The 22,763-nt window shown below is 58.5% G+C and carries 18 protein-coding genes, 2 tRNA genes and 1 pseudogene; 14 read left to right on the top strand and 7 right to left on the bottom strand.

Annotated elements, in window-relative coordinates; genetic code table 11:
* Positions 1–81 precede the first annotated feature (81 nt).
* Positions 82–426 (bottom strand): ribbon-helix-helix domain-containing protein, encoded by a 345-nt coding sequence (locus KUIN1_RS07855; RefSeq protein WP_004406139.1) that lies wholly within the window; start codon positions 424–426, stop codon positions 82–84.
* 341 nt (positions 427–767) lie between these two features.
* Positions 768–1,241, bottom strand: coding sequence for a Dps family protein (locus KUIN1_RS07850; protein WP_003314356.1), 474 nt, complete (start codon positions 1,239–1,241; stop codon positions 768–770).
* Between the two features lie 458 nt (positions 1,242–1,699).
* On the opposite strand from KUIN1_RS07850, the gene KUIN1_RS28250 reads away from it, so the two are divergent.
* Complete coding sequence (locus KUIN1_RS28250) at positions 1,700–2,308, top strand: cold-shock protein (RefSeq protein ID WP_004406145.1); 609 nt, start codon at positions 1,700–1,702, stop codon at positions 2,306–2,308.
* A 64-nt stretch (positions 2,309–2,372) separates the two neighbouring features.
* On the opposite strand, the gene KUIN1_RS07835 is transcribed toward KUIN1_RS28250, so the two are convergent.
* Positions 2,373–2,579: a SlyX family protein gene (locus KUIN1_RS07835; protein ID WP_003364741.1), complete on the bottom strand. Its 207-nt coding sequence runs from the start codon at positions 2,577–2,579 to the stop codon at positions 2,373–2,375.
* Positions 2,576–3,007: an HIT domain-containing protein gene (locus KUIN1_RS07830; RefSeq protein WP_004406157.1), complete on the bottom strand. Its 432-nt coding sequence runs from the start codon at positions 3,005–3,007 to the stop codon at positions 2,576–2,578. Before KUIN1_RS07830 ends, KUIN1_RS07835 begins: the two co-directional genes overlap by 4 nt.
* A gap of 855 nt (positions 3,008–3,862) precedes the next feature.
* Between KUIN1_RS07830 and KUIN1_RS07820 the strand changes: the two genes are divergently transcribed.
* The 3 genes from KUIN1_RS07820 (at position 3,863) to KUIN1_RS07810 (ending at position 8,118) form a co-directional block, all read left to right on the top strand.
* The gene (locus KUIN1_RS07820; RefSeq protein WP_152091918.1) at positions 3,863–5,209 is read left to right on the top strand and encodes an OprD family porin; all 1,347 of its coding nucleotides are present in this window, start codon (positions 3,863–3,865) and stop codon (positions 5,207–5,209) included.
* A gap of 171 nt (positions 5,210–5,380) precedes the next feature.
* Positions 5,381–7,096, top strand: coding sequence for a proline--tRNA ligase (locus KUIN1_RS07815; RefSeq protein ID WP_152091917.1), 1,716 nt, complete (start codon positions 5,381–5,383; stop codon positions 7,094–7,096).
* Positions 7,097–7,161: 65 nt separating this feature from the next.
* Positions 7,162–8,118 carry a lipoprotein gene (locus tag KUIN1_RS07810; protein ID WP_003390980.1) on the top strand — a complete coding sequence of 319 codons (957 nt, stop codon included), beginning with the start codon at positions 7,162–7,164 and terminating at the stop codon, positions 8,116–8,118.
* Positions 8,119–8,162: 44 nt separating this feature from the next.
* Here the strand turns inward: KUIN1_RS07810 and dinB are convergent, their stop codons facing one another.
* Positions 8,163–9,227, bottom strand: a complete 1,065-nt coding sequence (dinB, locus tag KUIN1_RS07805) for a DNA polymerase IV (RefSeq protein ID WP_004406165.1) — start codon at positions 9,225–9,227, stop codon at positions 8,163–8,165.
* A 261-nt stretch (positions 9,228–9,488) separates the two neighbouring features.
* Here dinB and KUIN1_RS07800 point away from each other — a divergent pair.
* The 4 genes and pseudogenes from KUIN1_RS07800 (at position 9,489) to KUIN1_RS07785 (ending at position 14,173) form a co-directional block, all read left to right on the top strand.
* Positions 9,489–9,565 (top strand) — tRNA-Met (locus KUIN1_RS07800).
* 205 nt (positions 9,566–9,770) lie between these two features.
* Positions 9,771–9,847 (top strand) — tRNA-Met (locus tag KUIN1_RS07795).
* Between the two features lie 374 nt (positions 9,848–10,221).
* Positions 10,222–12,839 (top strand): annotated as a pseudogene (gene mprF / locus KUIN1_RS07790) (bifunctional lysylphosphatidylglycerol flippase/synthetase MprF).
* Positions 12,839–14,173: a virulence factor family protein gene (locus tag KUIN1_RS07785; protein WP_024639921.1), complete on the top strand. Its 1,335-nt coding sequence runs from the start codon at positions 12,839–12,841 to the stop codon at positions 14,171–14,173. The pseudogene mprF and the gene KUIN1_RS07785 overlap by 1 nt, the downstream one beginning before the upstream one ends.
* Positions 14,174–14,258: 85 nt before the next feature.
* Here KUIN1_RS07785 and KUIN1_RS07780 read toward each other — a convergent pair whose 3' ends face one another.
* On the bottom strand, positions 14,259–16,154 hold the full coding sequence (locus KUIN1_RS07780) for a potassium transporter Kup (protein ID WP_116886399.1): 1,896 nt from the start codon (positions 16,152–16,154) through the stop codon (positions 14,259–14,261).
* Positions 16,155–16,487: 333 nt separating this feature from the next.
* Between KUIN1_RS07780 and KUIN1_RS07770 the strand changes: the two genes are divergently transcribed.
* The 6 genes from KUIN1_RS07770 to tsaA all read left to right on the top strand — a co-directional run bounded on the left by KUIN1_RS07770 (position 16,488) and on the right by tsaA (position 21,824).
* Positions 16,488–17,579: a catalase family protein gene (locus KUIN1_RS07770; protein ID WP_004406176.1), complete on the top strand. Its 1,092-nt coding sequence runs from the start codon at positions 16,488–16,490 to the stop codon at positions 17,577–17,579.
* A gap of 311 nt (positions 17,580–17,890) precedes the next feature.
* The gene (gene rimO / locus KUIN1_RS07760; RefSeq protein WP_152091916.1) at positions 17,891–19,234 is read left to right on the top strand and encodes a 30S ribosomal protein S12 methylthiotransferase RimO; all 1,344 of its coding nucleotides are present in this window, start codon (positions 17,891–17,893) and stop codon (positions 19,232–19,234) included.
* Between the two features lie 102 nt (positions 19,235–19,336).
* On the top strand, positions 19,337–19,777 hold the full coding sequence (locus KUIN1_RS07755) for a GNAT family N-acetyltransferase (protein WP_103713527.1): 441 nt from the start codon (positions 19,337–19,339) through the stop codon (positions 19,775–19,777).
* Between the two features lie 92 nt (positions 19,778–19,869).
* The gene (locus tag KUIN1_RS07750) at positions 19,870–20,580 is read left to right on the top strand and encodes an rRNA pseudouridine synthase (RefSeq protein ID WP_003339519.1); all 711 of its coding nucleotides are present in this window, start codon (positions 19,870–19,872) and stop codon (positions 20,578–20,580) included.
* 79 nt (positions 20,581–20,659) lie between these two features.
* Positions 20,660–21,121 (top strand): DUF1456 family protein, encoded by a 462-nt coding sequence (locus KUIN1_RS07745; RefSeq protein WP_003409371.1) that lies wholly within the window; start codon positions 20,660–20,662, stop codon positions 21,119–21,121.
* Between the two features lie 10 nt (positions 21,122–21,131).
* Positions 21,132–21,824: a tRNA (N6-threonylcarbamoyladenosine(37)-N6)-methyltransferase TrmO gene (gene tsaA / locus KUIN1_RS07740; RefSeq protein ID WP_024643240.1), complete on the top strand. Its 693-nt coding sequence runs from the start codon at positions 21,132–21,134 to the stop codon at positions 21,822–21,824.
* 96 nt (positions 21,825–21,920) lie between these two features.
* On the opposite strand, the gene fpr is transcribed toward tsaA, so the two are convergent.
* On the bottom strand, positions 21,921–22,700 hold the full coding sequence (gene fpr / locus KUIN1_RS07735; RefSeq protein WP_002554680.1) for a ferredoxin-NADP reductase: 780 nt from the start codon (positions 22,698–22,700) through the stop codon (positions 21,921–21,923).
* Between the last annotated feature and the right edge of the window lie 63 nt (positions 22,701–22,763).

Below are 22,763 nucleotides of genomic sequence, written 5' to 3'. Positions count from 1 at the left end.
GCAGCCGAGCCGTTCACTCGCGCTGCGGGGGAAAGCGCAGGCACACCTGAGCGGGCCCACAGGAATGAGGATAAAGCTATGCTAGACGTGGGAATTTTCCAGGCAGTCGCCCTTCAAAAGATGCGCCACACAGACAACACGAATCAAACCACTGAAATTCTTTACGCCCCCGTACCGCAAGTGAACCTCCCGATCAATGTAGGACAGTACCGCATTGACAGAGCACTCATTGGAACTGGCGATACCTGAAAGAATGTTCCAGTACACGTTCTCCAGACGCAGGCACGTAGCCAGACCGTTAAGCCGAACGGATTTGGAGTGTGGTTGCGCCAGCGTCATATTGAAATCCTCGACAAAAGGGTCATGGCGTATTTCCACCTCCCGATGCAGCAACTTAAGCTCTCGCTCAGCACTTCGTAACATCATAACCGTCACCTTCGAATCATTGAGTTTTAAACACCAAAAGAAATATTCAAAAACAAATAAATGTCCCGATGTATAAAACATGATTGACGATTTTATAGCCAGAAGCCCCTACACTTTGTCACTGTAGGAGATGGCTACAGGAAACAGCGGAATAACGTTATTAACCTTGAAGGAGCCGCCAATAAAAGCGAGGAGAACTGCAGCACAACGCGCGACTGCAGGGCCTTGAATTGCCGGAGCGATTGCGCAATGAAGGCAGGTACAGGAAGTACCAGATACGGCGGGGGATCAACAGTTCAGGAGCGGGACGGGTGGCACTTGAAGCCACTCGCCCCTGGCCGTTACTTAGACTCGAGCATCGAGCGCAACATCCAGGCCGTTTTCTCATGCACCTGCATGCGTTGCGTCAGCAGATCAGCTGTCGGCTCGTCACTTACCTTGTCCAGAAGAGGAAAGATACTACGAGCGGTACGGACAACTGCCTCTTGACCCTGCACCAGACTTTTGATCATATCTTCAGCGCTTGGTACGCCTTCTTCTTCCTTGATGGAAGACAGGCGCGCATACGTCGAATAAGTACCCGGCGCCGGAAAGCCCAGAGCACGAATACGCTCGGCGATGGAATCAACCGCCAGTGCCAGTTCGTTATACTGTTCTTCAAACATCAAATGCAGCGTGCGAAACATCGGCCCGCTGACATTCCAGTGAAAGTTGTGAGTCTTGAGGTAAAGCACATAAGTATCCGACAGCAGATGCGACAGACCGTCCACGATCGATTTGCGATCCTCTTCACTGATACCGATATCGATTGCCATGTTTCATGCCCTTTTGGTGAGGATTGAAAAGCAGTAAAGACCGCTACTCTATCAAGAGAACCCGAATGGCGCAGCTTTCCGTTGGTACGACGCTGGCTGCTGGCAGCGACTCACGCCAATACCACGGCGACTCCTGCGTGTTCGCAGCGGGCTGCCAGGAGCAGAAAATTGAAGAATAATCAGCAAAATCCGCCAGAGCGCTCTGTTTCAGCATGTGCAGAGGTACTAAAGGACAACGTGATGCCAGGGACGGACAGGCACCGGCACCATTATCGATTGCTGATTTGAGTAGGATCAGGCTTTGCTGTTAAATACACGGCGTGTCGCCAACGAGTTGTCATTCAGCGCTGGCACATAGGCCGGCCCAGCGTTCGTGCATCACGCCTCATCTTGTTCAGAAGCGTACCGGACGTTACCAGCTATTTCTTGTAATCCTTCTTGCATGTGAGCTTTTTAAAATGTTGAAAATCGTCCATCTGGTAACGGGAGCAGCAGCCCTGTTGCTCTCTTTCATACCTAGCCTGCGTAGTGAAGCGGCATCTCTCTACCTGCAAAATCCTGACGCGATCTGCTTGGCTTTTCTAGGGCTGCTTAACCTGATACTCGCTCCGGTCATTCCTTACTGGAATCGAGGCCCGCGTCATAATCTGCAAAATCTGGTCAGTGCACTGCTTGTCATTGCGGTAATCGTACAAACGCTAACCTTGCTTGTTCCTCTACCCGGCATCGCAGGTCAACCCGCCATTCTGGTGAGCCTGGCTGTCGCCATCGCAGCCGTCGCCTTGCACCTGGGCGTCAGCTTTTACAGGTCTTACACGCCCTCGTCCGCGCCGCAAAGCCACGACATGGGGAATCGTGATACTGGCACCGTAAAGTGGTTCAACACCTCCAAGGGCTTCGGCTTCATCTCCCGGGATTCCGGCGACGATATTTTTGTGCATTTTCGTGCCATTCGCGGTGAGGGTCATCGCGTACTGGTCGAGGGGCAACGCGTCGAATTTTCCGTGATGAACCGCGACAAAGGCCTGCAGGCCGAAGATGTCATTGCAGCCCTGCCCCGCCGCTGATTGTTTCAAGCAACAAAAAACCGCGACCTCCTGACGGAAGTCGCGGTTTTTTTATGCCAGCCGATCAATAGTGAGGTGGCGGCGCATCTTCCTCGAAGGTCTCGAACTGACTGCCCATTTCCTCCTGACGCTTGAGCATCGCCGCCATCTGCAGTTGCAGATGATCAAGCTCGCGCCGCTGCTTTACCAGCACGTCATTGAGCGCCTGGATCGTATCGTCCTGAAAGGCCATACGGCTTTCAAGCTCCATGACTCGCTCTTCAAGGCTCATGATTGCTCCTCCTCAAATCGGAAATCATTTGTCAGTACCGGCTTCAGTTGCTGGCGGATTGCCGAGAACTGTTCGTCAGTATAAGCGATGGCAGCCTGCTTGCCCCACACGGGCGCAGGCCAGGCGGCATCGTCACGCTTGCGCACGATGACGTGCATATGCAGCTGGCTCACCACGTTCCCCAAGGCGGCAACGTTGATTTTATCCGCATCGAAGAGCTCGTTCAGCACCCTGGACAGTGCAGTCGTCTCCTGCCACAACTGCACCTGATCTGCAGCGCTCAGCTGAAAGACTTCAGTGATCTCAGCCCGACGCGGCACCAGAATGAACCATGGGTAGTGACTGTCGTTGGAGAGCAGTAACCGGCACAACGGAAAGTCGCCAATCGGCAGGGTGTCTTGTTGAAGACGGGAATCCAGAACGAACACGATAAAAAGCTCCTGACTGCCAGGTAAATGCACCTGCCCTGCCTGTGGCAGGGTGCTGCGATAGGCAGGCAGGATACTAGGCTTCGCGTGAGGCTTCACCTATGCACCAGAATGCACCCACCACAACGGTCGCCGCACCAATTTGACGCCACTGAATGACGGCAGATCCCGCTGCAAACAGCCACACGTTGAACCAGTGCCTTACAATTGCCTGCCTGACGTACATGAAAATGAAACATCCACTGCCTCACCATGACCGCCACCAGAGCAATGCTCCAGGTTCAGGCGAATCCGATAAGGACTGCACCAAAATCACACACTGCTGTTGCGACAGCAACAAAGCGGATTCGTTTTCTACTCAACGTGAGCCGATACCGGTAACGTTTTGGGGAATCAGGGCAGCGTTCATCCTTGGCGAGGAAAAGCCACAGGTATTTTTAAAAAATAAAAATGGCTAACAAAAACATGTAGATAGAGCAAAAATGCGATCCTGATTCTGATTTTTCACAAAATTTTTTCATTTTCGGAAACTTTGTGCACGCTTGTTGCTTTATCACCCATATGATCAAGGCACCCCTGGCGGAAAACAGGGGTGGCAGAATCAAGGGAAACAAGGCTTGCGACCCTGAGGGACGCTGTGACGGACCGCACTTTGATCAATCAGACAAGGTGCAGAATGCCACTACAGGCTAGCTCGGCTGCGCGTCGTAAAGATTCTGAAAGGATAAGGCTGTAGCTATAGCAACCCAAGTCAGCGTGATATAGATTCCGCCGACAAAAATAGAAAGAGCCGCCCAGATAAAAAAACAGGTGGGACGGCAGACAAATCTTCTAAAAACCAAAGGAGCAATCACGATGAGAGTGATGAAGTGGAGCGCAATCGCACTGGCCGTTACGGCAGCCAGCGCCCAAATGGCAACAGCCGCACCTTTCGTCAGCGATCAGGCTGATGCCAAGGGCTTTGTGGAAGGCAGCACGCTTGACCTGAAGTTGCGCAATTACTATTACAACCGTGACAAGAAAAACAACCCTGCTCCAGGCGGTCGCAGTGACAAAGACTGGACCCAAGGCATCTGGGCCAACTTCAGTACCGGCTACACTCAAGGCACCATCGGTGTAGGCGTTGAGGCATTCGGCTATGGAGGCTTCAGGCTTTGGGGTCTCGACAAATACTCAGGCTCTGGAAACCTGGTCACTGACGCCAATGGTGATAACGAGGCTACGCAGGGCAAGCTGGGCGGCGCTGTAAAATTCCGCGTATCGAAGACTGAATTGAAAATCGGCGACATGCAGCCTACCAGTCCAGTATTTGCGGTTGGCGGATCACGCCTGCTACCTCAAACCGCTAGCGGTCTAAGCCTGCAAAGCAGTGAGATTGCAGGTCTTGATCTTGAAGCAGGACACTTCTACTCGGGCACAAGCCAGGATGACACGAGTCACGACGGCAGCATCTGGGCAACTTACGCAAACGGCTTCAACGGCCTGAAAGCCAGCAGTGCAGATTTTGTTGGCGGCAAGTACGCAGTGACCGATGGTTTGGGCGTGGCTTTCTATGCAGCCAAACTCGAAGACATCTGGGATCAGTACTACGGTAACGTGAACTATGCATTGCCTTTGGGGAATGATCAGTCACTGGCTTTCGACGTCAACCTGTACCGCACCCTTGACGAAGGCAGCGCTAAAGCTGGGTCGATTAACAACACCACTTACTCGGCGTCGGCGGCTTATTCGTTCCTGGCAGCGCATACCATTACCGTTGCGTACCAGAAAGTCGACGGCGATACGCCGTTCGACTATATCGGTATAGGCGACAACAATCGTGGCGGCGACTCTATTTTCCTGGCCAACTCCGTTCAGTACTCTGACTTCAACGGCCCAGGCGAGAAATCGTGGCAAGTGCGCTACGACCTGAACATGACGCCTTACGGCGTTCCTGGCCTGAGCTTCATGACACGCTACCTCAACGGTGACAACATTGATGGCACCAAAGTAGACGCGTCCAGTGCCTATGCCAACATGTATGGAGCTGACGGCAAGCACCACGAAACCAACCTTGAAGCCAAATACGTTGTACAGACTGGCCCGGCCAAAGACCTGTCCTTCCGTATGCGTCAGGCATGGCACCGTGGTAACGATGCCCAGGCAGATGGCGACGTCAACGAGTTCCGCCTGATCGTCGATTACCCGATCTCGATCCTGTAATCACCGCTCAGCACTCGTTAATAGAAGAAGCCCGGCACATGCCGGGCTTTTTCATGCCCCCAAGAAAGCACTCCAACGCCACCTGCAAGCCAGCCCCGCCCTGTACGCGACCGGCACAGCGCCGTACAATGCCAGGTCATTTCCTGTCTCAGCAACCGACAACGGCCAACCATGCGCACCAGTCAATTTTTGCTCGCCACACAGAAAGAAACCCCTTCCGATGCGGTCGTGGTCAGCCATCAGCTGATGCTGCGCGCCGGCATGATTCGCAAGCTGGCCTCCGGCCTCTACACCTGGCTGCCCATGGGCCTGCGCGTACTGCGCAAGGTCGAAGCCATCGTTCGTGAAGAAATGGACGCCGCAGGCGCACTCGAAATTCTGATGCCCGGCATTCAACCCGCAGAACTGTGGCAGGAATCCGGACGCTGGGAGCAGTATGGCCCGGAGCTGATGCGTCTGGTCGACCGCCACAACCGTGAGTTCTGCCTGGGCCCGACCCACGAAGAAGTCATCACCGATCTGGCACGCAATGAGCTCAACAGCTATAAACAGCTGCCGATCAACCTGTACCAGATCCAGACCAAATACCGTGACGAGATCCGCCCACGCTTCGGCCTGATGCGTGGACGCGAGTTCGTCATGAAAGACGCCTACTCGTTCCATGCCGATCACGAATCGCTGCAGGTCACCTACGACCGCATGCATCTGGCGTACAGCAACATCTTCACCCGACTGGGCCTGAAGTTTCGCCCGGTCGAAGCGGATAACGGCTCGATTGGTGGCGCAGGCTCGCACGAATTCCACGTACTGGCCGAATCCGGCGAAGACGATATCGTGTTCAGCGACGGCTCCGATTACGCAGCCAACATCGAAAAGGCCGAGGCGATTCCTCGCGAGAAGACGCGCCCTGCCGCGACCGAAGAGCTGCGTCTGATCGACACGCCGAACACCAAGACCATCGCCCAACTGGTCGAAGGTTTCGGTCTGCCAATCGAGAAAACCGTCAAGACGCTGGTGGTGCATGCTGCCGAAGAGGGCAAGCTGATCGCCCTGATCATCCGCGGCGATCACGAGCTCAATGAAATCAAGGCCAGTCAGCTGGAACAGGTCGCCAACCCGCTGGTCATGGCGTCCGAAGCCGAACTGCGCGACGCCATCGGCGCAGGCGCGGGCTCACTGGGCCCATTGAACCTGCCACTGCCGTGCATCATCGACCGCTCTGTCGAGCTGATGAGCGACTTCAGCGTCGGTGCCAACATCGACGACAAACACTATTTCGGCGTCAACTGGGAGCGCGATCTGCCGGTTCCGACCGTTGCCGACCTGCGCAACGTGGTTGCGGGCGACCCAAGCCCGGACGGCAAGGGCACGCTGGAAATCAAGCGCGGCATCGAAGTGGGTCACATCTTCCAGCTGGGCACCAAGTACAGCGAAGCGATGAAGTGCCAGGTGCTGGGTGAAAACGGCAAGCCGGTCAATCTGGCGATGGGTTGCTACGGCATCGGTGTTTCCCGAGTGGTTGCCGCTGCCATCGAACAGAACAGCGACGAAAACGGCATCATCTGGAACGACACCCTCGCGCCGTTCCAGATTGCGCTGGTCCCGCTGCGCTACGAGACGGACGCCGTTCGTGAAGCGACGGACAAACTCTACGCCGACCTGACGGCTGCCGGTTTTGAAGTACTGCTCGACGACCGCGACAAGAAGACCAGCCCGGGCATCAAGTTCGCCGACATGGAACTGATCGGTATCCCGCACCGTATCGTGGTCAGTGACCGAGGCCTGGCCGAAGGTAATCTGGAATACAAGAGCCGTACCGAATCGCAACCGCAAGCCATTGCGGTCGCGGACGTGCTGTCGTTCATCCAGGGCAAAGTGAACCGCTGAGTCAACGTGCGCACCTGCTCGCAGGTGCGCCGCTCTTCACTCGCCCAATCCGCATCAGAGATCCCATGCTCAAACGAAGCACCCTAAGCCTCGGCAGCGCCGTTCTGTGCGGCTCATTTCTCGTCGGCGGCTGTGCCAACCAGCTCTCTCAGCGCAGCGAGCACGAGGAGCGAGTCGAACGCAAACTGCTCGAACACACCCTGCAAGTCGATATCGGCGAACCCAAGACACTGGAGTTGCCGCAACGCCGCGTGCGGATTCACGAGCACAAATCGTTCGAGGTCACCGACTTTGAAGTCACCCGCCACTATGACCGCTATACGCCTTACCAACCGTGGCGGGAGGTCTACGAGATCCCGCTCGGCGCAGTCGCTGTTGTCGCAGGTGTCGGGGCTAACGTGGTCAACGTGTTTGCGCTGGGTAATCTGCCGGAAAGCATGACCAAGGACTGGATTCACTATGGCGTGGCAGGTCTGAACCCGTTCATGAACGCCCCGTCCCACGGTCGCGCCGAGCAGAATCTGGCGAGCATCGACGAGGTTCAGAAGGACAAGCGGATCGAGAACTCCACCCTGCCCTGGAATGAACGCCCGGTGATGGTCAAGGCTGGCAATGAAACTCACGAAATGAGCACTGACCGCAACGGCATCCTGCGCCTGAACCTGCTGGACAGTCCGTTTGCCGAACAGGACCTGAGCCGCATCACGCGCATTTATATCAATGTCGAAGACGATCAGGACAGCGCGCACACGAGCGCCAGTTTGCCAATCAGCCATTCGCTACGCGGCAAGTTGCTGGAGGCGCACGCCCTGATCTACGACGACCTTGAAGATGATGAGGTCAGCCAGTGGGTGCATCGCGTCAAACGTCTTTCTGACATGGGGCTGGAAGAAGAAGCCAGCGAGCTGGAACAGAACCTGATCGAACTGACGCGCAACGACCCGCAACTGCAGGGTGAATTTCTCAAGTCGCTCGCCAGAGACGCTGGCCGCCTGGTCGCCGTTCCTGCCCAGAGCCAGTAAAAAAGCCCGCAACATGAAAGGCCGCGGCGTTTAGCCGCGGCCAGTCATTGTCGAGAGAACAATTCCAGTTGCTCATGGGCTGCACGCAGGTCGTGCAGGCGCACGCCTATGCCCAGCAACCTGACCGGCTTGCCACCGCGGGCGAACGCCTGAGCCAGCAACTGTTCATAACTGCCCAGATCCCTTCCGGCTCCGGACTGCTCCAGAGTCGTCTGCGTAAAGTCATGAAACTTCACCTTGACGAACGGCTTGCCGGGCCGGTACTGCCCTTCCATTCTGGCCATCCGGCCACTCAAGGTTTCCAGCAGGTCGGGCAGCTTTTCCAGGCAGGCCGCCAGATCAGGCAGATCCGTGTCGTAGGTATTTTCAACGCTGACTGACTGACGTCGGCTGTCATTCTGCACCGGTCGGTCATCAATGCCGTGCGCCAGACTCCAGAGGCGCTCACCGAAGCTGCCGAACTCCCGGACCAGCGCGAGCTTGCTGCGGCTTCGCAGGTCGGCGCAGTCGACGATACCCAGCCGGCCGAGTTTGTCTGCGGTGACTTTGCCTACGCCATGAAGCTTGGTGACTGGCAGGGAAGCGACGAATTCCTCGACCTGATCCGGCGTAATGACGAACAACCCGTTGGGCTTTTTCCAGTCGCTGGCGATCTTGGCGAGAAACTTGTTGGGCGCAACGCCCGCCGACACGGTGATGTGCAATTGATTCGAGACCCGACGACGGATGTCCTGCGCGATGCGCGTGGCGCTGCCGGAAAAGTGCCCGGCCTCGGACACATCCAGAAAGGCCTCATCCAGAGACAGCGGCTCTATCAGGTCGGTGTAATCGCGAAAGATCGTGTGGATTTCCCGCGATGCTTCTTTATAGGCATCCATGCGCGGCTTGACGATGGTCAGGTCCGGGCAGAGCTTGAGCGCATGCCGGGACGACATGGCCGAACGCACGCCATAGGCGCGCGCCTCGTAATTACAGGTCGCAATCACCCCGCGCCGCTCCGCAGAGCCGCCTACCGCCAACGGTTTGCCGGCGAGGTCGGGCTCGTCACGCATTTCAATGGCTGCATAAAAGCAGTCACAGTCGATGTGGATGATTTTGCGCTGCGTCATGACCTGATGGGATTTTGCAATCAATGGCCGGGCAGTATCTCATTCGTGCCGCCAAGTAACATCCAATGATGCGAAAGGCCGCCACGAAAAGTAGTCAAAAGCCCATCACGCATGACCGAAACAGCTGCAAAGCCCCGTCATGCAAGCGCCGATGCCGTGCAGATCGATCATTTGGATCCGCTAAGCGTTTGAAGAAAAAGCACTTTTTTAAAACTAACCATTGACACCTTGTCATCTCTCTGTAGAATGCCGCCACACAGACGCGGGATGGAGCAGTCTGGTAGCTCGTCGGGCTCATAACCCGAAGGTCGTCGGTTCAAATCCGGCTCCCGCAACCAAACATCAGAAAAGGCTACTCGAAAGAGTGGCCTTTTTTGTGCGTGCCTGAAAAGCCCTCTTCTCAAGCCCTGACCTGCACGCCGCCGTGGCCCTCTGCCTTGGCTATAGAGCGTGCACAATGTGCACAATCTGCTATTCATTTGCATGCTTTGCGGATTAAGGGTTGACACTTCAGCGTTCGGCTGTAGAATGCCGCCACACAGACGCGGGATGGAGCAGTCTGGTAGCTCGTCGGGCTCATAACCCGAAGGTCGTCGGTTCAAATCCGGCTCCCGCAACCAAACATCAAGAAAGGCTACTCGAAAGAGTGGCCTTTTTTGTTTCCGGTAAAAAAGTAGCGCGGGCAACGGCTAACTGTCTGACAAAAAAGACTATTTCCAAAGCCCTTTGAAACCCTATCATCACATCTGTAACGTAATGCGTGCATTTACGACAGTTTTTGCGTGCGCTGCCGATAGGTGTTACTAAGCTGAATCACGACTGAACCGTAGCTGAACAGCATCACCCGGCTCGATTCGCCATTCGCTCGTTAGACGTTGACGCGCTAACATCCTGAAATATTTTCTGCGTAGGGATTGGTAACTTGGCTGCATACCTCCATCCTGTCGCGCACGATCCAAGGAGTGATTGATGCGCGACAACATGTCCGATTCCAATGAAACCATTGATGCAGAGCAACCCGTCAGCCCACCGCGCCATAACTGGCGGGAGCTGCTGAGCAAATACCGACAGCCCATCGGGCTGGCGGTGATGCTGCTGTTGTTCAGCCTGGCCCTTATAGCCTGCCGCCACATGCTGGTCGAAATGGACTGGTATGCGCTGCACGACTCGCTGTTCGCAGTCCCCCTGCCCGCCCTGGGCGGTGCGCTGCTCGCGGCAATCGTCGGCTATATCATTCTGATGGGCTATGAACTGTCCGCCAGTCGATACGCCAATGTCGACCTGCCTATCAAGACGCTGCTTCTCGGCGGCTTCACCTCATTTGCCATCGGCAATGCGGTCGGCCTGTCGATGCTGTCCGGTGGCTCGGTACGTTACAGGCTTTATTCACGCCATGGCGTAGGCGCAATCGAAATCGCCCGCATGACCGTGTTCGCCAGCCTGTCACTGGGCTGTGCGCTGCCGCCGCTGGCTGCACTAGCCACCCTGAGCAACCTGTCAGGCGCGTCACTGGCCCTCAAGCTTCCCGTCGACGTGCTGGCTGTAGTCGCTACAGCGGTATTGATCGGCAGCCTGCTGCTGGCGGTGTTCGTCTACCGTCGACGCCTGCCGGAACAGGACATCCCGCACAATATTCTGGTTCGTCTCGGTCGTCGCACCTTGCGCCTGCCGGATTTGAAGCTGACGCTGATTCAGCTGGTGATCACCGCGCTGGACGTCGCCGCCGCCGCGATGGTGCTGTACCTGCTGCTGCCGCATGCGCCGCCGCTGGGTGCATTCATCCTTATCTACCTGCTGGCGCTCGCTGCTGGCGTGCTCAGCCATGTGCCTGGTGGCGTCGGCGTGTTCGAGGCGATTCTGCTCGCAGCCTTTGCCAACGAACTGGGTGCCGCCCCGCTCGCCGCTGCACTGCTGCTGTACCGCCTGATCTACGTGATCCTGCCGCTGCTGCTGGCCTGCCTTACCCTGCTGTTCACCGAGGCTCAGCGCCTGCTGCCGACCCGGCAGGCCATGCGCGTCGCCTCAGGGCTGGCGGCACCGATTCTGGCACTACTGGTTTTCTTGTCGGGGGTGGTGCTGCTCTTCTCTGGTGCCACCCCTGAAATCGATACCCGTCTGGAAAACGTCGGCTTCATGATCCCGCATCGACTGATCGATGCGTCGCACTTTGGAGCCAGTCTGGTGGGTGTGCTGTGCCTGCTGCTCGCCCAGGGCCTGCGTCGCCGGCTGTCGGCTGCCTGGATGCTGACCTCTATTCTGCTGCTGGTAGGTGCAGTGCTGTCGATACTCAAGGGCTTCGACTGGGAAGAAGCCAGCATGCTGCTGCTGACCGCCTGCCTGCTGCTGACTTTCCGCCGTTCGTTCTACCGTCCAAGCCGCCTGCTGGAGCTGCCGTTCTCGCCGGTCTACCTGATTGCCAGCATCTGCGTGGTCGGTGCCTCGATCTGGCTGCTGCTGTTCGCCTATCAGGACGTGCCCTACAGTCACCAGTTGTGGTGGCAGTTCACCCTCGATGCAGACGCCCCGCGCGGCCTGCGTTCGGCGCTCGGCAGCGCCGTGCTGCTGGTAGTGGTTTCGCTGACCTGGTTACTGCGTACTGCCAGACCGGTCATCAAGCTGCCCGACGCCGCAGATATGGACAAGGCGGCCGAGATCCTCAAGGCCTCCAAACAGCCCGATGGCGGCCTGGTGCTCACCGGCGACAAGGCGATCCTGTTCCATCCGGCCGGCAATGCGTTCCTGATGTACTCGCATCGCGGCCGCAGTCTGGTAGCACTTTACGACCCGATCGGCCCCACACAACAGCGTGCCGAGCTGATCTGGCAGTTCCGCGACCTGTGCGATGTGCACCATGCGCGCCCGGTGTTCTACCAGGTACGTGCAGAAAACCTGCCGTTCTACATGGACATCGGTCTCACGGCCATCAAGCTGGGTGAAGAAGCGCGCGTCGACCTGCATCGCTTCGACATCGACGCCAAGGGCAAGGAGATGAAAGACCTGCGTTACACCTGGAACCGGGGTGGCCGCGACGGTCTTTCGCTGGAGATCTACGAACCGGGCCAGGCACCGATCGACGAGCTGAAAGTGATTTCCGACGCCTGGCTGACGGGCAAGAATGTCCGCGAAAAAGGCTTCTCGCTGGGCCGTTTCAGCACTGAGTACCTGAAGTACTTCCGTATTGCCATCGTGCACTTCCAGGGCAAGCCGGTCGCGTTCTCCAACCTGCTGGAAACCACCAGCCCGGAACTGGCCAGCCTGGACCTGATGCGCTCTCACCCGGATGCACCCAAGCTGACCATGGAGTTCATGATGGTCGGTCTGATTCTGCATTACAAAGCCCAGGGCTACGCGCGCTTCAGCCTGGGCATGGTGCCTTTGTCGGGCCTGCAGCCGCGACGTGGCGCACCCATCACCCAGCGTCTGGGTTCGATGATTTTCCGCCGTGGCGAACAGCTGTACAACTTCCAGGGGCTGCGTCGCTTCAAGGACAAATTCCAGCCCGATTGGGAACCTCGTTATATGGCCGTGCCTGCCGGACTCGATCCGCTCGTGGCACTGGCTGACACCGCCGCCCTGATTGCGGGCGGCCTGACTGGATTGGTGAAACGCTGATGATTCGACGCTCCTGGCGCCTTTTGCTCGCAGCTCTGGTAATTGTTCTTTTAATCGTAGCGCTGGGGGTCTGGGTCTGGACCCGCCCCGCTCCGCCCGCATCACTGGAACACTCGAACCTTGACGGTGGCGCGCCGCTGACCAGCGTAACGCCGGCCACCAGCATCAAGACCCGTATCGCACTGGCCGTCACCGCTGAAGACATGCTGAGCGACAAGCAATTGCTGGCGATCAGCAAGGATGCGTCGGCACGCATCATTCAGGTGGTGTTGCCCAAGGACGACTGCGTCCTGCAGCAGAAGACCTTTCAGGACGCTCTGACGAAGCTCGACGGCCCGGCAAAGGTCGTCGGTGGCATAGGCCCGGGCGCAACCCTGGCCTGGCGCTGGCTGGCCGGGCAGACCGATGACCAGGCGCAGGCCATTTCGGTAGGTTTTGCGCTCGAGCACGTGTCTAATCCGCCGCCCGTTGTGGAAGAGGACGAAAAGCCGCCGCAGATCTGCGACGTGCCGCTGCCGCAGAAGGCTGCGCACGGTCACTGGCTGGCCGCCTGGAACGACGCGCCGGATGATCCGAGCGCAGCCTTCGTGCGCGATCAGAGCAACGCCGACACCAGCATCAGCGACTACGACATCCCGTTGCCTCAGGTGCTCAATACCGAACTTCGTCATCTGTTGCTCGGCGAGAATGACAGTGGCGGACTGGGCATACCGACGGTCGAAGTTCCGGCCAGCCAGCCCTCCGACACCGTGACGCTGTTCATGTCCGGTGACGGCGGATGGCGCGACCTGGACAAGGTCGTGGCCGGCGACATGGCCAAGATGGGCTACCCGGTGGTGGGCATCGACGTACTGCGCTACTACTGGGAACACAAGACGCCGGAACAGACCGCCGTCGACCTCACCGACCTGATGAACCACTACCGTCAGAAGTGGGGCACCAAGCGCTTCATTCTGGCGGGCTACTCGTTCGGTGCGGACGTCATGCCGGCTATCTACAATCGCCTGGCCGCAGAAGATCAGAATCGGGTCGACGCGATCATTCTGCTGGCCTTCGCGCGCACTGGCAGCTTCGAGATTCACGTCGACGGCTGGCTTGGCAACGCAGGCAAGGAAGCCACCACCGGACAGGAAATGGCCAAGCTGCCAGCCGCCAAGGTGTTCTGCGTTTACGGCGTCGAAGAGAAGAAAGACAGCGGTTGCACTGACACCACCGCCGTCGGCGAAGCGGTTCAGTTGCCAGGCGGTCATCACTTCGATGAGGACTATCCGGCGCTGGCCAAACGTCTGATCGACGCGATCAACAAGCGTCAGGGCAAGACTGCCGCTCAGTAACGCCACAGTCTGCGACAAAAAAATCCCGGCACCGTGAGGTGGCCGGGATTTTTTTATCTGCGCTGCCGGACAACCCGGCCAACGCTTACATCTCCACTTGCGTACCCAACTCGATCACCCGGTTGAACGGCAGCTTGAAGAAGCGCAGGTTGCCGTTGGCGTTCTTGAGCATGAAGGCGAACAACGCTTCACGCCAGCGAGCCATGCCATCCATCTTGGACGGGATCACGGTCTCGCGGCTGAGGAAGTACGTGGTGCGCATCGGACTGAAGTCCAGCTCCGGCAAGTGACACAAGGCCAGCGCAGCCGGTACGTCAGGCTCATCGATAAAGCCGAAGTGCAGGATCACCCGATAGAAGCCTTCGCCATAGGATTCGACTTCGAAGCGCTGAGCGGACGGCACACGCGGCGAATCTTCATACACCACGGTCAACAGCACCACTTGCTCGTGCAACACCTGGTTGTGCAGCATGTTATGCAACAGCGCATGGGGTACGGCATCCGAACGTGCAGTCAGGAACACTGCCGTGCCCTGTACCCGGTGCGGCGGCTGGACGCGAATGCTGCCGATGAAGATCGGCAATGGCAGGCCGCCCTCGTCGATTCGCTCCGCGAGCAACTGCTTGCCGCGCTTCCAGGTGGTCATGAGGATAAACAACACCGCGCCCGCCAGTACCGGGAAGGCCCCGCCCTGGAAGATCTTCGGCACGTTGGCCGCGAAGAACAGACCGTCCACCAGCAGCAGGCAGATCAGCAACGGAACAGCCAGCAATGGCGGCCATTTCCAGAGCATCAGCATGACCGTCGACACCAGAATGGTGGTGCAGAGCATGGTTCCGGTCACCGCGACGCCGTAGGCAGACGCCAGCGCGCCAGACGATTCGAAGCCGATCACCAGCAGAATGACACCCGCCATCAGCGCCCAGTTGACGGCACCAATGTAGATCTGGCCTTGCGCGTCGCTGGAGGTGTGCTGGATGTGCATGCGCGGAATGTAGCCCAGCTGGATCGCCTGCAGTGTCATCGAGAAGGCACCGGAGATCACCGCTTGCGAGGCAATGATGGTCGCCATCGTCGACAGACCGATCAGTGGCAGCAGCGCCCAACCCGGCGCCAGCAGGTAGAACGGGTTACGAACCGCTTCAGGGTTGCCCAGCACAAGCGCACCCTGGCCGAAATAGTTGAGCAGCAGCGCAGGCAGCACGAGGATGAACCAGGCACGCGAAATCGGCTTGCGGCCGAAGTGGCCCATGTCGGCGTACAGCGCCTCGGCCCCTGTCAGGGCAAGCACCACAGCCCCCAGAATGGCCACACCGATGCCCGGATGGATGATGAAAAAATTCACACCCCATGCCGGGTTGACCGCTTTCAGCACTTCCGGCGACTGCATGATGCCGTAGACACCCAGCGCGCCGAGCACCAGAAACCAGATCACCATCACCGGGCCGAACAGCACGCCGATACGCGCGGTGCCATGACGCTGAATCAGAAACAGGCCCACCAGCACAACCAGCGCCATGGGCACGATCCAGTGATCGAGGCCATCGAACGCCAGCTCCAGCCCTTCCATCGCCGACAACACCGAAACCGCCGGGGTGATCATGCTGTCACCGTAGAACAATGCGGCGCCGAACAGGCCGAATATCACCATCATCATTTGCAGCCGGGGATGCTTGGCCGAAGCGCGCCGCGCCAGGGCCATCAGCGCCATGATACCGCCCTCACCCTGGTTATCGGCACGCAGGACGAACGCCATGTACTTGAACGAAACCACCCAGATCAGCGACCAGAAGATCAGCGACAGCACGCCGAGAATCGCGTCATGGGTCACGTCCACACCGTAACCACCCTGAAACACCTCCTTGAGGGTGTACAGCGGACTGGTGCCGATGTCGCCGTAAACCACCCCTACCGCGGCGATCAGCAGCCCGATGGGCTTGGCAGCGCCTCCGGCCTCCGCATGACTGTTTGCTTGACTCATCCACTACTCCCGGAAACCAGACATGAGGTTCAACACTGAGAACATCACAAGGCGTAACAATTCAGATTCAGCCAGACATTGACATGCCTCGGCGCGATGGCGCGAAGCATAACGCAGCACTCGTCGTAATTCTTGGTGAAACGCAGATCGTCGCAACGATCCGACCTGCCACCACGCCTTGATCACTGCCTGTTGAAGGCGTTTTTCGAGGCAGCGTTTCTCATGGAACGACAAAAATATCGGCCGGTCATTAGTTAAGCCTGCCGCATCAGGGGTCTTCAAGAACCGCACCGACGCCCGGGCCCCCTGATTACCTCTGACCGAGATGCTCTGATGACCACACAAAACCTGACTGTCCAGCCTTTACCCTTCCAGCCCTCATTTGAAGTCGTTCCGGATGATGAAGCGCAGACCAGCAAAGAGCTGGTCGAAGCCATGCATTCCATCCTCGAGACCACTTATCAAGATACAGGGCACGCCATTCGCAGTGTCCACGCCAAGGCTCACGGCTTGCTCCACGGGCAGATTCAAGTGTACGGCGACCTGCCCGAGCCATTGGCCCAGGGTGCCTTCGCCAGGCCCGGCAACTTCCCGGTCGTCATGCGCTTTTCGACCAACCCGGGCGACATCCTCGACGACAAGGTGTCCACGCCCAGAGGCCTGGCCATCAAACTGGTAGGCGTCGAAGGCCCGCGCTTGCCTGGCAGCGCAGAGGCAACCACTCAGGATTTCGTCATGCAAAACGCCAAGGCCTTTACCGCCAAGGACCCCAAGGCCTTCCTGAAGACCTTGAAGCTGCTGGCCAAGACGACCGACAAGGCGCCGAGCATGAAACGCGCTTTGTCTGCCGTCCTGCGCGGCATCGAGTCGGTGATCGAGTCTGCCGGGGGCGAAAGTGGCACACTGAGAAGTCTCGGCGGACACCCGATGACCCACATCCTGGGCGAGACGTTCTACACCGTCGTACCGTTTCTGTACGGCCCCTACTACGCCAAACTCAGCGTCGTGCCCGTCTCCGCCGAATTGATTGCGCTGACCGACAAGGCTGTGGACCTGAAAGACAATCCGGACGGTCTGCGCGAAGCGGTCAAGGCGTTCTTTCTTGAACACGATGCCAGTTGGGAAGTCCGCGTCCAGTTGGCCACGGACCTGGAGAAAATGCCGATCGAGGACGCCTCGGCGATCTGGCCGGAAGACCTCAGCCCTTACGTAACCGTCGCTCGAATCGATGTGCCCCGCCAGTCAGCGTGGTCGGAGCAAAACGTCCAGGAAATCGACGAAGCCATGGCGTTCAGCCCATGGCATGGCCTTGAGGCGCATCGTCCGTTGGGCGGCGTGATGCGCGTGCGCAAACCGGCCTATGAACACTCGGCGGGCTTTCGCAGCCAGCACAACGGCTGCCCGATGCATGAACCGCGGCGCTGAGAGCATGTGACAGCCAGTCCAGGCCTGCGCAGTCGGGCCTGGACTTCATTCAAACTGTCACTGCCGCCCTTTGCAACATCGGCTATTTTCTTCAATACACTGCGTGTGCCGGCGTTACTGCCGGTCGTGATGCGATCGGCTCGGCAAGCGCTGGCCTTGGCTGCGTCTCGCGTACGTCGTAATTCTCATGCAAACGCTGGTCATCCTGCCCACTCGCCGCTAGAATTGCGCACTTTTTGATCAGAGGCGCAGCAAGCGCCCAGTCAGCGCCTGCGCTTCGCGTCCGGGCGCCCTTCACGCCGAGGTTTGCCATGTCCACCGTCACCACGCCGTCCGCCCCCAAGGTTGGATTCGTTTCACTGGGTTGCCCAAAGGCACTCGTTGACTCTGAACGCATCCTGACCCAGCTGCGCATGGAAGGTTACGAAGTCGTTGCGACCTACGAGGACGCCGACGTGGTCGTGGTCAACACCTGTGGCTTCATCGATACGGCCAAGGCCGAGTCGCTGGAAGTGATCGGCGAAGCCATCAAGGAAAACGGCAAGGTCATCGTGACCGGCTGCATGGGCGTCGATGCGAGTGTCATTCGCAACGTGCACCCGAGCGTGCTGTCGGTGACCGGCCCGCAGCAGTACGAGCAGGTGGTCAACGCGGTGCACGATGTGGTGCCGCCCCGCCAGGATCACAATCCGTTGATCGACCTCGTGCCGCCACAAGGCGTGAAACTGACCCCGCGCCACTACGCGTATCTGAAAATTTCCGAAGGCTGCAACCACAGTTGCAGCTTCTGCATCATCCCGTCGATGCGCGGCAAGCTGGTCAGCCGCCCGGTGGGTGATGTACTGGACGAGGCCAAGCGCCTGGTCAAATCCGGGGTGAAGGAACTGCTGGTCATTTCCCAGGACACCAGCGCCTATGGCGTTGACGTCAAATACCGCACCGGTTTCTGGGACGGTCAGCCGGTCAAAACCCGCATGACCGAGCTGTGCCAGGCGCTGGGCTCGATGGGTGTCTGGGTGCGCCTGCACTATGTCTACCCGTACCCGCACGTCGACGAACTGATCTCCTTGATGGCCGCGGGCAAGATCCTGCCGTACCTGGACATCCCGTTCCAGCACGCCAGCCCGAAAATCCTCAAGCTGATGAAACGTCCGGCCTTCGAAGACAAGACCCTGGCGCGCATCAAGAACTGGCGTGAGCAGTGCCCGGACCTGATCATCCGTTCGACCTTCATTGTCGGCTTTCCCGGCGAAACCGAAGAAGACTTCCAGTACCTGCTGGACTGGCTGACCGAAGCGCAGCTGGACCGGGTTGGCTGCTTCCAGTACTCGCCGGTTGAAGGCGCGCCCGCCAATCTGCTGGACGCGGCCATCGTGCCGGACGACGTCAAGCAGGATCGCTGGGATCGCTTCATGGCTCATCAGCAGGCAATCAGCGCTGCGCGCCTGCAGATGAAAATCGGCAAGGAGATCGAAGTGCTGATCGACGAAGTCGACGATCGTGGTGCCGTGGGCCGCTGCTTCTTCGACGCCCCGGAAATCGACGGCAACGTGTTCATCGGCCTGGAAGACGGCAGCACCGTTCAGCCCGGGGACAAGATCATGTGCCGGGTGACCGATGCCGACGAATACGACCTGTGGGCCGAGATGCTCTAAGCGCTCTCCCTGGTCGCAAGCGAAAGCCCTGCCCTTGAACCGGCAGGGCTTTTTCGTCTCGGGCTGTTGTCTATCCAGGACCGGCTTAAAGGAGGACGCGAGATGCAGCTATACACACCGGATACCCGCGATTACCCGGAATTGACCGAGGTATGGGAACGCTCGGTGCGCGCCACCCATGACTTTCTGCCAGACGCCTACATCACCCGGCTCAAGGTGCTGCTGCCGCAGTATCTGGGCAGTGTGACCCTGTTCTGTACAAGGGATGAGCAGCTCAACATCACCGGCTTTGCGGGTGCGCACAAGGACAGTCTGGATATTCTATTCATCGACCCGGACCATCGCGGCCAGAAGCTGGGCACGCAGTTGCTGACTCATGCAATCGAGCAGTTCAATATCCGCGAGCTGGACGTCAACGAGCAGAATACGCAGGCATTGGGGTTTTACCGCAGGCATGGTTTCGAGGTTGTCAGCCGCTCTGAAATCGATGGTCTGGGCCAGCCTTACCCCATGCTCAGAATGCGCCTGATCAGTCGTAACTGACACCGATTGCAGCGCAAATGCAATGTTGCCGCGATTAACCGTCGCCGGGCGGTTACAATGGCGACTTTATTTTAGCAAACGGCTTTTTTGTCATGACAGACCCCATTCGCCTTTCCAAACGCCTTATCGAGCTGGTCGGTTGCTCCCGCCGGGAGGCCGAACTGTTTATCGAGGGTGGCTGGGTCACTGTGGACGGCGAGGTCATCGAAGAACCGCACTTCAAGGTCAGCACCCAGAAAATCGAGCTCAGCCCGGACGCCAAGGCCGACTCGCCCGAGCCGGTGACGATCATCCTGCACAAACCCGCCTCGGCAAGCGCCGAAGAAGCGTTGCAGATGATCACGCCGGGTACGCTCTCCGTAGAGCACAGCTACAGCAAGCGTCCGCTCAAGGGCCATTTCATGCGCCTTGAGGCGATTTCAAGCCTGCAGGCCAACGCCAGCGGCTTGATGGTATTCAGCCAGGACTGGAAAATCCTGCGCAAGCTCACCGATGACCGCAGCAAAATCGAGCAGGAATACGTGGTGGAAATCTCGGGCGAGATGGTTGCTCACGGCCTCAATCGGCTGAACCACGGCCTGACCTACAAAGGCAAGGAGCTGCCAGCCGTGAAAGCCAGCTGGCAGAACGAGAACCGCCTGCGCTTTGCAATGAAAAACCCGCAGCCCGGCATCATCGCCCTGCTGTGCGAGGCCGTCGGCCTGAAGATCGTCGCCATTCGCCGCATCCGCATCGGCGGCGTATCCATGGGCAAACTGCCCGAGGGCCAGTGGCGCTACATGACGGCCAAGGAAAAATTCTGACCCTCGCGCCACCCACCTTATTACAGCGCGCATGACCACCGTCATGCGCTGCCCTACGACTTATCAGGAAACACGCCTCATGATGAACAACGATGTACTGCGCAGCGTGCGCTACATGCTCGATATCAGCGACAGCAAGATTGTCGAGATCACCGCACTGACCGGTTTTGAAGTGTCGAAGAGCGATGTCATCGCTTTCATGAAAAAAGAGGAAGAAGAAGGCTATCTGGATTGCAGCGATGAAATCATGGCGCACTTCCTCGATGGCCTGGTCTACTTCAAGCGTGGCAAGGACGACAGCCGTCCGCCACAGGCGATCGATTTGCCGATCACCAACAATATCGTCCTGAAAAAACTGCGCGTGGCGTTCGAACTGAAAGAAGACGACATGCACGCCATCCTCAAATCAGTCGACTTCCCGGTTTCCAAACCAGAACTGAGCGCCCTGTTCCGCAAGGTCGGACACACCAACTACCGCGCCTGTGGCGATCAACTGCTGCGCAATTTCCTCAAGGGCCTGACCCTGCGCGTGCGTGGCTGAATCGGTCCCGATGAGCTACAACGTCTCCCCTGTCGGCTTCGTGCGCTCCTGCTTCAAGGAGAAGTTCGCCATCCCGCGCCAGCCACAGCTGGCACCGGCGGCACGCGGCGTGCTGGAGCTGGTGCCACCTTTCGATCAGGGTGAAGCGGTTCAGGGGCTGGAACAGGTCAGTCACGTCTGGCTGCTGTTTCTGTTCCACCTGACACTGGAAGACAAGCCACGCCTGAAGGTGCGCCCGCCGCGCCTGGGTGGCAACCAGTCGATGGGCGTGTTCGCTACCCGCGCAACCCATCGCCCCAATGGCATCGGCCAGTCGGTGGTCAAGCTGGACAAGGTCGAGCCCGGGCGACTCTGGCTGTCCGGCATCGACCTGCTGGATGGCACGCCGGTGCTGGACATCAAGCCCTATGTGCCCTACGCCGACGCAATCGCCGACGCGACCAACCACATCGCCAGTGCTGCGCCAGACCTGATACCGGTGCGCTGGCAGGAGGCCGCGCTGCAACAGGCTCGTGAACACGCGTTGCGCCTGAACGAGCCGCTGGTCGAACTGATCGAGCAGTGCCTGGCCCAGGACCCGCGCCCGGCCTATCAGCTGCCCACGCCGGAACGTCGCTATGGTGCTCAGTTCTGGGATCTGGACGTGCGCTGGCACTACCCGCAGGCCGGCGTGATTTGCGTGCTTGAAGTGCTGCTCGCCTGAGGCTGCTGCTGATCTGAACTGATCGAGGCAACAAATCCCGCACAACAAAAACCCGCCTGATCCACTCAAGGAAGAGGCGGGTCTTGTGCAGCCGGCTTACTTCTCGACGAACGCACGCTCGATCAGATAGTCGCCCGGCTCACGCATACGCGGCGAAACGGTCAGGCCGAAGCTGTTGAGCACTTCGCTGGTCTCGTCGAGCATGCTCGGGCTGCCGCACAACATGGCACGGTCGTCCTGCGGGTTGATCGGCGGCAGGCCGATGTCGCTGAACAGCTTGCCACTGCGCATCAGGTCAGTCAGACGACCTTCGTTCTCGAAAGGCTCGCGGGTGACCGTCGGGTAGTAGATGAGTTTGTCACGCAGCGCTTCACCGAAGAATTCATTCTGCGGCAGGTGCTCGGTGATGAATTCGCGATAGGCGACTTCGTTCACGTAACGCACGCCGTGGCAGAGGATGACCTTCTCGAAACGCTCGTAGGTTTCGGGATCCTGGATGACACTCATGAACGGCGCAAGGCCGGTACCGGTGCTCAGCAGGTAAAGATGCTTGCCTGGCTTGAGATCGTCCAGCACCAGCGTACCCGTAGGCTTCTTGCTGATGATGATCTCGTCGCCTTCCTTGAGGTGCTGCAGCTGGGAAGTCAGCGGGCCGTCAGGCACCTTGATGCTGAAGAACTCCAGATGCTCTTCCCAGTTCGGGCTGGCAATCGAATAGGCGCGCATGAGCGGGCGACCGTTTGGCTGCTGCAGACCGATCATCACGAACTGACCGTTCTCGAAACGCAAACCAGGGTCGCGGGTGCACTTGAAACTGAAGAGGGTGTCGTTCCAGTGGTGGACGCTGAGGACACGCTCGTGGTTCATGTTGCTCATGTACGTGAGGACTCCTGAAAAAATAGTGCGCGCAGAAGCACTGCGCTATTGCGCGACATTCTA

It is taken from the genome of Pseudomonas sp. KUIN-1, assembly GCF_009176725.1.
GTDB lineage: Bacteria > Pseudomonadota > Gammaproteobacteria > Pseudomonadales > Pseudomonadaceae > Aquipseudomonas > Aquipseudomonas fragariae.
This window is presented reverse-complemented; position numbering and strand designations above follow the sequence as displayed.